Source organism: Methanomicrobia archaeon, assembly GCA_011049045.1.
Lineage (GTDB): Archaea > Halobacteriota > Syntropharchaeia > Alkanophagales > Methanospirareceae > JACGMN01.
Genome location: DSCO01000042.1, coordinates 26,310 through 39,323, shown reverse-complemented (window position 1 = coordinate 39,323; position 13,014 = coordinate 26,310). Strand labels below are relative to the sequence as shown.

The following is a 13,014-nucleotide window of genomic DNA, read 5'->3' as shown; positions in this document are numbered from 1 at the left end:
CTATCTATCTATCTATCTATCTATCTATCTATCTATCTATCTATCTATCTATCTATCTATCTATCATATCTATGGGTCGGAAACGAGGAGCGTGATGACGCTTTCTTCATCGCCGCCTTTACTACGCGCTCGTACTGCTCGGCCCCGGCGAGTGGCTTTGTCGCATCGATCCCCACTTTCGTGGTGAGGCCGTCCTGTGATGAGGGGTCGAGCGTTGAGCCTTTAGCGCCAGGTATCAAAACGAGATCCTCGTGCCAGCGCACACGCGTCGCGACCGCGTACTCCACATCGGCCGGGTCAAACAGATTGATGTCATCATCCACAACGATTACGCGCTTGAGGCTGGGATGCGCGGCGAACGCGGCGATGATCGCGTTCTTCGGCTCGCCCTCCTTCTCCTTCGTTAGCTGCACCACGGCGTGGAGATAGCAGCAGCCGCCATCGGTCAGATACACGTTCCTGACGCGGGCCACGCTTTCGACCGCCCGGTAGATAAGGGGCTCGTAAGGCACGCCCATAAGCAACTGATGCTCCTTACCAGCGGGTAGAATCGCGTGATAGATCGGCTCGTTCCGGTGGTACATCCGTGTGAGCGTGATCACAGGCTCGTCGCGGATGAGATCGTAGGTGCCCGTAATGTCAAGGAATGGCCCTTCTCGCGCTCGTTCCTCGCCGATAATACCCTCGAAGGCGAACTCCGCATGCGGAACGGCAATGCCGTTATCGAGCTTGAAGAGCTCAAGAGGGCATCGTTTCAGCGCGGCTGCGTACTCGAACTCCTTACCCGGGGGGACCCGCGTCGCGGCTGCGAAGAGGATGAGCGGATCAACGCCGATGGCGATCCCGACTTTCAGGTACTCACCGTGCTCCAGCGCTTCGCGGTACATCTTATATAAATGTCGAGAGGGCACGAGCCGCGCAGCCACGCGATTCTCGTCCAGGACGAGCATCCGGTGGAATGAAGCGTTCATAATACCGTTCCGTTCCGCGATCACGATCGCGCCGGTGATGTATGCGCCGCCGTCATCTTTGAAGAAGGTAAGTATCGGCAGCTTGTTCAGCTTCGGCGCAGTCACCACCTCGCGGGTCGGCGAGTGCTCAACGATCGCAACTGAGCCGCCCTCAGACGAGGACGAGCTGCTGCAATCAGTACGGTCAACGAGGAACTGAAGGAGCTGCTCCTGGGGGATGTTTAGCGCCTCAGCCAGCATCGCGCGACTGCCGAGCACGTTCATGATGACCGCATGTCTGCCATCAACAGTATGGAAGAGGATCGGTAGACCTTCGTGCTCTCGCTGCGCGCAGAGCGCGGCGACCTCGTACTTCGCGGAGACCTCGTCCTCGATCTCGATCAGTTTCCCTTCACGGGCCCATGCATCTACAAGCGCCCTCATGGTATGGTTATCTCCCTGGTGGTTAGAGCTTGTTCTGTTTTCTGATTCGCTCAACAAACTATATACGGGACGTGATTGATAAATTACCGGTTATTGATTTAACACGGGAATCATGCGGGATATAGCCTGAGATTGTGCACTGTGGATAAATCCGGCACCGTTTCCCGATCACCGTTCCCGGCTCGAGCAGGATTTGCCCACCGAGCTTCGTGTCATCGCCGATGATCGCGCCAAACTTGGTCATGCCCGTCGGATAAGCGGTCGTAACTCCATCGTCACGGGTAATTCGGATTTCGACCACCTTGCCATTTAACAGAACGTTCGCTGTATCGGTCGCACCACCAACGTTGACGCGATTCCCCACGAGCGACGTGACGAAGAAATTGCGATGCGGGATATGTGAGTGATCAAGCATGAGGAGCTGTCGCGTCTCCGTGCCAGCTCCGATAAGGCAATCAGCCCCGACCAGGAGGTGTCCACGAATGTACGCGCCGCTTCGAACCACGGTATTACGGCCAATAATGGTGGGACCACGCACGATGGCGCCCCGTTCAACGCGCGCGCCTTCTTCCAGGCGAACACGACCGGGCTCCAACCAGGCCCCTTCTTCCACATCGCCTAAAATCGCCGGCTCGAGGATACGCTCGATATACGCAGGCAAGATGGCCACCGCTTCCCAGACATACCGTACCTCCTTGAAGAGTCCCGCGGCTTCAGTATTCTCGGCAACCTCAAAGAAATCCACCGGGCTGAATTCAGTCAGCATACCCGCGCCTCCCGAGGACTACCCGGCTCGTGCTCCTTTTGGCGGTGCCGCGCGATGCAGTGCTGATAGAGCGACTCGTAATCCGAAATGGTTTTCTCTTTAACAAAGGTGCCTGCATGCGCTCTCGCCTTCTTCTTCAGTTGCAGGAGCAGTTCTGTATCGGCTAGCAGCCGAATCGCGAGTTCTACCGCAGTCGAGGGCTCAGTTGCGGAATAGAGATAGCCGGTCTCGCCGTCAACGATTACCTCGGGGAGCCCGCCCACGCGCGGCGCGATAACCGGGACTCCGCACGCCATCGCCTCCAACGCAACCATACTGAAACTCTCGTAGGCACTGGTGAGCAGGAGTAGATCTGTCTGCTGCAGGATAGCTGCAACATTGCGCTGTATACCCCAATAGGTGATATCGCGCTCGAGACCATGCGCGTGCAGCGCTGCTCTGAGTGAAGCCAGCTCGGGACCGTCACCAATCAGCCATAATTCAGCGTCCATGTGCTCCCTGATCTCGCGATAGAGTTGCGCCAGTTGTAGAACGTTCTTAACGGGCCTGAAATTAGATATGTGCACGATTCGCGGTCGAGAACGCTGAACTTCAGGAGCCGGCGCTTGAAATTCCGTAAGATCGATGAAATTAGGGATCACGCGGGGGGCAGCGGCTAGCAGGAGCTGGCTCGAGGCCAGCCGGGCATGACTCCTTGAAACAGTCGTTACTGCATCGACAGAGTTCAGCCATCGCATAATCTGTGCCCGTTTCACCGCATCGCCGCAACAGGTAACATCCGTCCCGTGCAGCGTTCCGATAAGAACCGGCGAGGTACCGCCCTGTCGTCTCCGGACTTCAGCAGCAACGAACGCAAAAGGGAACCCATAATGAAAATGGAGTAGCGCAAGTGCTTCCTCTTCATGTACCGTGAGGACCATCTTAACGTACGATTCGAGCTCATCGCGTGGCCAATCGAGGAGCAAATCAGAAGGATGGTGGTCGCCATCATCCTCGCGCAGGGTATGGAGCGTGAGGGTACGCGAAACCGTGCAGGGGAAGAACGGAGCAGTCCGGGCGAAGAGATGTACCTCATGTCCACGGCGAGCGAGCGTAGATGCGAGTTCCACCGCTATGCGGGAGCTCCCGCCCATACTCGCATGGCACATCATTCCTATGCGCATTCTAACGCTTCTCCCACCCGGTGATCTTCCTGAGCTCGTTGGCCAGCACCTTGATGATCTGCCCGACCAGCATCGGTTTTTGCTGCAACAACACTCTGAGTTGCTCTGCCTCAATGACGAGCAACTGAACCGGGCCTTTTGCGCGGATAGCGACCTCGTGGGGCGTTTCAGCAAAAAAAGACATCTCGCCCAGGGTGTCACCCTCGCCTTCCTGATAATAGAGCTCCTCCTTACCCGCCACTTTTCGCAAGATCTCCACGTCGCCCTTGACCACGGTATACATCTTATCCGCGGGGTCACCGATTCGGCAGATGTACGCGCCGTCTTCCATCCAGTGCTCGGACATCAGGTTTGCAACTTCATGCAGATCCTCGTCCGCGAGCGGAGCAAATAAGGCGACGCGCTTGAGAAACGTTGCGCGTTCGTGGATGCGCGCGGCGGGCAGCGATACGAGATTGGCAAACAGCCGGATTGCGCCCGTCACCCCGGCCGGTATCTGCCGGAAGAAGGAGAGCCCGGTGTAGACATAGGCGCCCTGACCATAACCCGCGACGAGCAGTCCGCCCTTCTTGGGCGCTTCACCGGGATCGTTCGCTTCAATAATAGGGAGGTAGCGCTTATCGAAGCTCGAGAAATAATAGAGGCCTTGCTCTACGATCCAGTGCTCGAAATCCGCGTGGCTGATTCTGTTCGGCCAGGTAAGAACCGGATGCTCCGGCTCGAGAAAGGTCACCGGCGCGTCTTCATAGCTCACGCGGTCATGGGGCTGGTTGTAAGCGAAGGGATACGGTGCGAAACCCAGCCCTTGATAGCCGTAGCCCTGGTATTGAACGACGAGCGTTCCCCCGTGCGCGACGTAATCCAGAAATCGCGCGTAATTTTTCCTGAGCTCGGCTCGCGTGAGATACGCATTTGGACCGACGACAATCACGTCAAATTGCGCGAGCTCAATGAACGCCAGTTCCTGATCAGTAATCAGGCGAACGTGCAGATCGAACGCTTCCAGCACCTCCGGAATTGACTCCGGCGCACCGCGAATATAGGCGCACTTCAGCCCTTTCGCGAACCTGACGTCGATCATGCAAACTTCGACCATTGAGGGAGTAATGACAAATTCCTCTCTGACACAGTTCGTCTCATCCGGCAGACCAGGTAGACCAGGCATGCCCATGTGTATCGGATGGAGCACCACGTCGTAATCACGATCACAGACGCGAACGACATAGCGAAGTGTATAGTGCCCGGCCGGTGTAGCTCGGGGTATCCGAACCGAGAAGTATGCGGACGTAGAGTCTCCCAGCGGCCCCAGAGCAAGCTCTATTTCAGCAGGTTCTACGTGCCAGCCATCAGGCACGTCGAGCCGCAATGAGCCTTCAACGCCCTCGTGCTCCATATTGCTCCGTGCCGTTACCATCAGGTTCACCCGCTGATCCTCCGGGCCAACCACCAGGAATTCCCGATCTTTGTGTGGGCTCAGCGAAATCGGCGGGATAACCGCCATGGTCAATTCCCGTTGCCCGCCGGGGAATTTCTCACGGAGAATTGCCGGCGCTCGCAGGGTGAGCTGATCTCCGCCGAGCTGTACCTGGCAGTCAACCTGCACCGGTGGAGGCCCAAAGGGCAGACCTGCAGGCGCTCCTTTCGGCCATATGTACTGCTCGCCAACCTTCGGTTTGGACAACCAGTACGGGGTGGATAGTGCCGCCGACGGCGCGGCAGTTACCTCGTAAGTCGAATGCAACGCAGCCGATGCTTCGTCTACCAGCTTGATCTCCCATCGCTCAGGGACGAGTACCGTGAAACCAACGCTGCTAACCTCGCGCTGCAGGAAATTCCACAAAGTTGACGTTAGCTGGAACCGTTGACCGGGCGTGATTCGCGCATCATCCGTGAGACATTCAAGCCTGAGCCTCAGACATCGCGCGGCAACCGCCTCAAAATCCGCGATCTTACGCGTCAGATAGACACTAATCGCCTGCTCCGCCCGCGACTCGAGATCTGCACCAGCTAGATTCACGCGGAGTGCTTTGAGCAAGGCGAGTCCCTCAAGGATCTTCTTGCCTGCATCCACCGGGCTCTCCACCCGAAAGCACTGCAGCGCCTCCGCACACCGGGTCTTGATCTGCTCCAGGTCGTTACGCAACCTGCGCGCTCCCCGTCCGGGATAGTCTGCCAGGCCGGTCAGCGTCGGATCGAGACCGTTATAGATGCTCGTCTCTCGAGCGGGCACCTCGACCTGGCTTTTGTAGAGTGCGAAATAATAGTAGAAGTCCCCGGGCTTTGAGATGACCCCCATCGATTGTGTCTGATGCTTGCAATAAGCCGCCCACGCCTCTTCCTGGTAACTCGTTCCTGAGATAGGATCGAACTCCCCGGTATTGATGCGCAGGATACCGTCACGCTCATAGTCGGGGTTGCAGGTTCCTGTGAGATTGAGGGCACCGCCGTTTCTGAGGTCGCCGCCCGAATTGTTCATGCTCTGATAGCATTTTTGCGGCTGCCAGGCATAGAGCCCCTCGTCTTCCAGCTCCGGGAATTGCTCGGGATCGCCCGAAGCTTCATACGCTTCATAGACGGCCGTTCCTATCGCCTGGTGGTGCCCGTGGAAGTCGCCCGGATCGCCCCGCCACCGGGCGACCAGAATCTGAGGCTGCGCCATTCGGATGGCGCGTACGATCTGCTTAACGACCTCGTCGTGGCCCCATTTGTAAAAGCTCTCGTCCGCGGTTTTGCTGTACCCGAAATCGAAAAAGGGGCCGTAAAGGCACTCACCACCATCAATAGCACGCGCATCCTGCGCCTCCCAGGTACGATAAACGCCCAGCTGCTCCTCTTTGTATGGCCCGATTCGGTTTTGGCCGCCTTCACCACGCGTTGCGGACCAGTATATCGCTCGCGCTCCGTATTTGCCCGTGATATAACTGAGGAGCCCAATATCCTCATCATCCGGGTGGGCACCGAGATGCAAAACGGTACCAGCCATCGGAAGACTGCGCAAACGATAGATCAGGTCGTTTTTCCGGGACACTAGCTCTCGATTCATTTCCCGCCCCTCGCGAGAAAGACCCGTGCGATGTTACAGCTGTGTTTCCCGCGCATTAGCTTATCAAAGCGGGCTCTTATTCTTAAATCTGCCGTTTCATCGCCGCTCAACGAGTCTGAACGGGAAACGTGAAAAGGCTGCTTGATTTCAGAGCGCCGATCCATAGGGTGGTTAGAACGCTACCCTGCGGTGTAGAGACCTGATACCATCGAAAGCGATTTAATATACGGAGTGTTACGCTCATTCAGAGATCAGCAGGCTGGGCAAAGCGAAATGACCGGTGACCGCCGGATGAATCCCGGAAGTATCACGTTCGGTTCCTGCTTGGTTAGCTGAGGAACCTGGAATAAGTATGAAAGAGCGTTTTGAACTCGAAATAGAAGGGAAGCTGGAGCATTTAGCAGCAATAAGTGATTTTATCGCGAACTCCGTGAGAGCGCTCGGCTTGTACGACCGTAAGGTTTTTGACATTCAAATGGCTGTGGATGAAGCCTGTGCGAACATAATAAGTCATGGTTACCGCGAGAAGCGGGGTACCATTGCCCTTTCCTGCCGTAAAAAGGGGAAGAATATTGTAGTGACCATTACGGACGAAGGCGCGCCCTTCGATCCGACTGCAGTAAAGACGCCGGATCTCGACGCGATCATGGAAGAGCAGGAGATGGCGGGACTCGGTCTCTACTTCATAAAGACACTGGTGGATGAAGTCACCTACGACTACCGGGCAGGGAAGAACGTGCTGACGCTCATCGTCGCGCACGGGCAGGCACGGCGCTATACTGTAGCGTGGCTGGAGAAGGTACTTATACCCGCTATTATCGGCTTCTTTGCGGTCCTGATAGCGCTCACGCTCTTCGGGGTGACGCCGCTCATCTCCGCACCGATGGACCTTGATGGCGCTCGTGGAATATTGGAAGGCGTTGGCGTTGAGGGCCTCTCCGCGATATTTGCGATTGTCATCTCGCTCACCTTAATGGCTGTTCAGTTCGCGTCACAACAGTACTCCCACCGGATCATGGACCTCCACATCAAGAGCTTGACCTTCTGGTCAGTGATCGTCATTTACCTCGGCAGTCTACTCTACAATGTCTTCGCGCTGCTCAGGCTGGAAGAGCCTGTGGAGAGCAAATACGTGGAATTATCAGTGCTGTTGACTGCGCTGAGCTTTGTGATGCTCGTCCCCTATTTCTTCATCACCATGCTCCGGCTCAAACCCGAATCGGTGATCAACCACCTCTTGAGTACGGTGGATGACGAGTATCTCCGCTCGATCCAGCGCTATGTTCGTGAAGGTGAGATGCGCATACCCGGTGATCTGGATAAGGTGCTCCCGGTGACGGAGATCATCGAGAAGTCGATCAGCGGTGGCGACCGAAGTACTGCGAGGTTCGGGATTGACGAGATACACCGCTGCTACATGGCACAGTTACGCAAAGAACGTGAAGCTCATGTCTCGCCACTCTTCCTGAAGCATCTACTCGGGATTGGACGAGAAGCGATCATCGAAGCAGATGACGACTCAATAGTGCAGGTATTAGAGATCTTCGGAGAGGTGGGCACGCATGCGATCGCCCAACGAATGAATTACACCACCAGAATGGTGCTGGATAATATCAATCTCATTGGTTTCAAGATCCTGAAGGAGTACGATGTTGCGACTCAGCAGATGATCGATTCATTGCAGAATATGCTCACGGAATACATAGCTACAAACTGCAGAATGGAAGACCAACTTGCACGGATTTTTACGCTTTATCACGACGCCGCTGCAGAATTGTTCACGTTTAAAAAATATCGCATGATTAAGTACTTGATAACTTCTTTTGCGAAACTTTTCGACGTAATGGTAAAGAACGAACATAGCGAAGCACTGGAAAAGAGTGCAGGATTGATAGGGCGCATAGCGAGTTATACATTGAGCCTGCATATGAAGGATGAGCTTGAGGAAGCAGTTCACTTCCTGCATACTCTGGGTGTTGCCGCGGCAAAGCATAATTTAGTTCTGGCTGCACCTGACGGATCGCGTAGCGTTGCAGATCGCATTATTGCTTTTTATGATGAGATCAAGGCGGAAATACAGAGATCTAAATCCACGTTAAAGGAGTTTGAGTACCTGATCGCCGATATTGAGGCTGCGGAGCAGGAGATAGAGCAGCACAAGAGAACGATGCAACGGCCATCCGATTAGTTGTTGTGTGGCAACTTTTAAAAAGCTGGCGAGTATACGAATGAGCGAAACCATGATCCTTGGGATGCTCTTCATCCTCGTGAGCTTCTTGCTCGGTCTTTCGATCTCCGCTCAACTCGCGTATCCGTTTCATCGCCTCGAGCGCGCGCTGGTCGCCTTTGTCATTGGTCACGCCGTCTCGATCTGGGTCGTGTTCATGTTCGCTGTGCTTCTGGGCTCGCTGAGTTCCGTGAGTATCCTGCCCGGTATCGGCATTTGCGCCCTTATCTCGGTCCTGCTGCTGGGCGTCACCAAACAGACAGGTAACGGGAGGTTCGATGCTCTGAAGCGGAACTGGAGCGCGAGCCTACCAGAGGACAAAGCAGCGCTCGCGTTCTTCAGTGCTCTTCTCCTGTACGTGCTGTTCATGAACGGGTACGGCGTTTTTCGCCCGGACGACGCGGGTAACTGGTATGCATTCCACACGGTCTGGGCAGACTATCCCTGGCACACCTCGCTCATCACCGCACTCGTGTACGGTGAGACGTTCAGCTTCCCCGTGCAGAACCCGCAGTTCGCCGGCATGCAGACGCACTATTCGCTCATCTTCGATTTCTACTCCGCCATCTTGATGAAGACCGGCTTTACGCTGCGGAGCTCGATCCTCGTGCCCAATATCTGCTTCCAGCTCGCCCTTTTCGGGCTGCTCTATTATCTCGCCGTTCGGATGACCGGGTCAAAGGCAGCGGGTGTCGGCGCGACGGCGCTCTTTGTGCTCGCCGGCTTCCCTGCTGGACTTCAGGGGATCAACATCCACTTCCTCAACCCGATCTACGCGGTGATCATGCCGCAGCGTACCGCGATCTTCGGCCTGGCGGTCTCATTCGTAGTGTATCTGGTGCTGTATCACGCGCTCTTTTCTGAGTCCGAAGCAGGAACGGGGACAGCACGCGCGCAACACAAAGAAGTATTAGCCGCCGGTGCGCTCATCGGCCTGCTCCCGTTTATTCATGCGCACTCGTTTATAGCGACCGGATTCGTGGGGCTCTGTCTCGCGTGTTTCATGCTCCTCACGAGAAAGGACTGGCGAACGCCAAGCTGCTTCTTCCTGCCGCTCTTGCCCCTCGCCCTGCCGCAGGCGCTACTGATCCGGAGCGGCGTCTCGGAAGGGTTCTTCACGTTCTTCCCCGGCTGGACGGATACGATCAGGGATACGATCATGAGCTACGACTGGTCTTCTGCCGCAGCCTCGCTGTCATCAGCGGTGAAATCCGCCCTGCTGGTGGAGACGTTCTGGGCGCTCAATGCCGGGGGGCTCTTTATCCTCTTTACTTTCGGATTCCTGAAGGCAAAGGCAGAGACCCGAATCTTCTCTGTACCATTCCTCCTGCTCTTTGTGCTCGCGAACCTCGTCAAGTTCCAGCCGTGGTACTTCGACAACTATAAGCTCTTAATCCACTGGCTCGCCGTTACCTGTGCGCTGGCGCCGCTGGCGTTTTTGTGGGTGCGTGAGCGCACGGGCGGCCGCGTAAAGATGGTTGTTGTGGTCGTGCTCGCGGCGGTGCTCTTCGGAAGCACGATCTTCGGACTCGTCACGCACGCCTCCATGCTCGAGCAGCGGTACGTGGTATGGTCTGGCGAGGAGATCGTTATGACAGACTGGCTGCGTGAAAATACACCGGCAGACGCCATATTCTTGACGGGCACCGGGCACAATCACCCGATTCCGTCGTTAACCGGGAGAGCGCGGGTGATGGGCTATGAGGGCTGGCTGTGGTCACATGGAATACCATGGACAAGCGTGAACCAGCGAAGGGCGGACATGAAGGCGATGTACGAGGGCAACTATTCGCTCCTCCAGGACTACGGCGTGGACTACGTCTGCATCGGCCCGTATGAACGCGGATTCGCGCGAGAGAATCGGTTTGAGCTCAACGAACCGAGCTTCGAAGATGAACGGCGATTCGAGCTCATCTACGACGAAACGCTAACCGGGAGTTCGTGGCGGATATACCGGGTCATTACGCCCACCACCCAAACTTATTAACCCAGATGACACCCCACACGTTGACCAGAACAGAGAGCAGAATAAGTGCTCGATGATGCCACCTGAGTTGCTCGCCCATGCCCTTCACGGTGAGGAGAAACAGAAACGGATAGAAGTCCATCGCATACCGGTAACCAAAGCCCCAGCCGGTACAGCCTCGCGTGAATAGCACGGAAGCAACGGCCAAAATGGCAAGCCATGAGGCCCAGGTAAGAGCCTCCGTCCTCTTGGATCTGAGCGCGTAGATGAACGCGGGCGTCGTCACCCAGATTGCCATCCCCGTCCACGGAGGCAGCACGTAGGGCGGTTCAGACGTGAATACAGGTCGCGCAAAAAAAATGGTTTCCAAATTACAGTGGATGTACGATAAGCTGAACAACCCCTGGTTAAACCACGGCTCATCAACGACGCCAGGGATCAACCAGTAGCCTACGTCGAAGGGCGTACCAAATCTGACATAATTATAGAGCATATTCAAACCGACGAATACGGACGCTCCTGCTACCAGCTTGAGGATCTGCCCCGGCATCTGTGCGCTATCCCTGCGGTAGGTTAAGCCAATCAACACGGCGAAGAAGGCAAGCGTGAGGATGGTCGGCAATCTACACCAGTACGAAGCCCCCACGAGCAGCCCGGTCACGAACGGTCGCCGCTTCGTAAGCGCTTCGTGGATCGCAAGGAACAAAAAGAAGACCGCGGTTACGTGCGCGAGATACCATGCTGAGCCCACGCTGGTCAGATACCAGAAGATCGTGCCAAAGCCAAAGAGCACTGCCGCCCAGATCGGTGCTGCACCCTTCTGATCTTTGCCAAGCACGTCTCTCGCAACGACACAGGCCAGAACGACACTCAAACTGCCAATGAAGATGGAAACCAGGGTTTGATTGAGACCTGTCCCAACCAGAGCGACCAGCGGCATCATGAGCACGGCGGGAAGCGGTGGATAAACGACATAGTATCGCCCGTCATAAGGAACGAGTTCGTTCAGCCACGACGGCGGGTCAAGAAGATACAACCGCCCGTGCAAAAAGGCATCAGACAACCGGACATAGTAGTCGAAGTGGGAGGGATGCCCCTCACCTGAGACCCAGAATATGAGAAACGCGCTGAAGAAGAGTGCCAGGTAGATGATTCTCCAGTTCAGTCTAACGAGTATCTTACCATTCATCAGGTGATCTTCAAGTCCCGCGAGCCAGCTCATGAGTATGATTCACCGTTGCTCCATGTAATAGATTGACACGCTCCGACCGGGTGGGTGGGATCAAAAGGCCCAGCGTCCCTGTGAGAAAAGCAGCAGGAAAAAGCTGAAGAAGATGAGAAAGGCGATGGTCAGGACGTAGTGCCATTCCTGACGCTTATCTGCCACCGCCGCAAGGATTATGAAGAGCGGGAACAGGGAGAGCGTGTACCGGGGCATGCTCAGCCAGAACCTGGTTGATGCCCCCATGAGCCAGGTCAAAAGCATATAGAGCGTATACGAAGGGCGTAACCTGGTACCGACCGCATACAGGGTGCAAGCCAGCCCGAATACACCGAAGAGGAGTTCTGCACCGCCGAGCATAACCTTTTGACTCGGCTCGCCCCAGGAGATAGCCCAGAACGCTCCTACCAGCCCTTCCCACGGAGGAGCGAGCTGTCTGAACCAGTGCTCCCGCTGCATCTCGATGAACGCAAACGGAGTGCCGAACACCCAATAGTTCACGGCGAGATACAGGAGAAAACCGAGACAGATCATACCGATGTACGAGAGCTCCTTTAACTGCTGCGCTATCGGGGCTTTCGGGCGCTCTGCGTGCTGTGTATGATATTCCCAGAGTAGTGCGGGCACGAGCGCCAGCCCGGTCATCCGCGTAGCTGCGGCAAGCGCACCCAGCGCACCTGCCACGGACCACTTCGCCTTACGCGCATAATAGAAACTTCCGATCGCCAGCAGCAGAAACAGGCTTTCGGTATAACCGGCAATCAAGAAGTACGAGGTTGGAAAGATGGCGAAATAAAAAACGCTCTTCAGTGCCGTGCTCTCAGCATAATCGATTCGCGCGAGTTGATAGAGGTAGAAGCATGCGAGGAGCGAGGCGAGATTCGAGACGATAAGCGCGGCAAGTTCGTAATTGCCCACTGCTGCGGCGGCGAGCCGTATCATGATGGGATAGAGCGGCAGATGAGCGATGAAATAGCGCGTTTCACCGACCGCCGCGTAACCATTCTTAGCTATCTCCACATAGTTGAGCGCGTCCCAGCGGATCCAGAGGGAGATGAAATCGCAGGGTTGATTATGTAAGACGATCCAGGCTACCGGAGCAAGTATAAAAGCGAATACCTTTATCGCGAGTACCATAGCGCTAATCTCTATGAGCGCCTTCTTCTCGATAGCCATCTATTTTGGATAGCTTCCGGGCACTATAAGTAGTTCCCCACTCAGTCATTCATTCGC

Annotated in this window: 8 protein-coding genes; 2 read left to right on the top strand and 6 right to left on the bottom strand. The window is 55.8% G+C overall.

The window, feature by feature from the left end; translation table 11 throughout:
* Window positions 1–56 precede the first annotated feature (56 nt).
* Genes ENN68_05435 through ENN68_05420 form a run of 4 tightly spaced genes read right to left on the bottom strand, consistent with a single transcriptional unit; the run spans window position 57 to window position 6,366 of the window.
* Entirely contained in the window at window positions 57–1,394 is a 1,338-nt protein-coding gene (locus ENN68_05435) for a UbiD family decarboxylase (protein HDS45519.1), read from the bottom strand.
* Between the two features lie 58 nt (window positions 1,395–1,452).
* A complete protein-coding gene (locus tag ENN68_05430) occupies window positions 1,453–2,160 on the bottom strand; it encodes a hypothetical protein (protein HDS45518.1) in 708 nt (235 codons plus the stop codon).
* A complete protein-coding gene (bshA, locus tag ENN68_05425) occupies window positions 2,154–3,323 on the bottom strand; it encodes an N-acetyl-alpha-D-glucosaminyl L-malate synthase BshA (GenBank protein ID HDS45517.1) in 1,170 nt (389 codons plus the stop codon). Before bshA ends, ENN68_05430 begins: the two co-directional genes overlap by 7 nt.
* 1 nt (window position 3,324) lies before the next feature.
* Entirely contained in the window at window positions 3,325–6,366 is a 3,042-nt protein-coding gene (locus ENN68_05420) for a cyclic nucleotide-binding domain-containing protein (protein HDS45516.1), read from the bottom strand.
* 352 nt (window positions 6,367–6,718) lie between these two features.
* On the opposite strand from ENN68_05420, the gene ENN68_05415 reads away from it, so the two are divergent.
* Both ENN68_05415 and ENN68_05410 read left to right on the top strand, forming a co-directional pair.
* On the top strand, window positions 6,719–8,554 hold the full coding sequence (locus ENN68_05415) for a DUF2254 domain-containing protein (protein HDS45515.1): 1,836 nt from the start codon (window positions 6,719–6,721) through the stop codon (window positions 8,552–8,554).
* A 40-nt stretch (window positions 8,555–8,594) separates the two neighbouring features.
* Window positions 8,595–10,580 (top strand): hypothetical protein, encoded by a 1,986-nt coding sequence (locus ENN68_05410; protein HDS45514.1) that lies wholly within the window; start codon window positions 8,595–8,597, stop codon window positions 10,578–10,580.
* Here the strand turns inward: ENN68_05410 and ENN68_05405 are convergent.
* Both ENN68_05405 and ENN68_05400 read right to left on the bottom strand, forming a co-directional pair.
* The gene (locus tag ENN68_05405) at window positions 10,555–11,781 is read right to left on the bottom strand and encodes a hypothetical protein (protein ID HDS45513.1); all 1,227 of its coding nucleotides are present in this window, start codon (window positions 11,779–11,781) and stop codon (window positions 10,555–10,557) included. The genes ENN68_05410 and ENN68_05405 overlap by 26 nt on opposite strands.
* 60 nt (window positions 11,782–11,841) lie before the next feature.
* Window positions 11,842–12,957, bottom strand: coding sequence for a hypothetical protein (locus ENN68_05400; GenBank protein ID HDS45512.1), 1,116 nt, complete (start codon window positions 12,955–12,957; stop codon window positions 11,842–11,844).
* Window positions 12,958–13,014 lie beyond the last annotated feature (57 nt).

Bases quoted from the DNA above. Each gene is read 5' to 3' on its own strand.
- ENN68_05435 (HDS45519.1), bottom strand. From the start codon at position 1,394: ATGAGGGCGCTTGTAGATGCATGGGCCCGTGAAGGGAAACTGATCGAG.
- ENN68_05430 (HDS45518.1), bottom strand. From the start codon at position 2,160: ATGCTGACTGAATTCAGCCCGGTGGATTTCTTTGAGGTTGCCGAGAAT.
- bshA (HDS45517.1), bottom strand. From the start codon at position 3,323: ATGCGCATAGGAATGATGTGCCATGCGAGTATGGGCGGGAGCTCCCGC.
- ENN68_05420 (HDS45516.1), bottom strand. From the start codon at position 6,366: ATGAATCGAGAGCTAGTGTCCCGGAAAAACGACCTGATCTATCGTTTG.
- ENN68_05415 (HDS45515.1), top strand. From the start codon at position 6,719: ATGAAAGAGCGTTTTGAACTCGAAATAGAAGGGAAGCTGGAGCATTTA.
- ENN68_05410 (HDS45514.1), top strand. From the start codon at position 8,595: ATGAGCGAAACCATGATCCTTGGGATGCTCTTCATCCTCGTGAGCTTC.
- ENN68_05405 (HDS45513.1), bottom strand. From the start codon at position 11,781: ATGAGCTGGCTCGCGGGACTTGAAGATCACCTGATGAATGGTAAGATA.
- ENN68_05400 (HDS45512.1), bottom strand. From the start codon at position 12,957: ATGGCTATCGAGAAGAAGGCGCTCATAGAGATTAGCGCTATGGTACTC.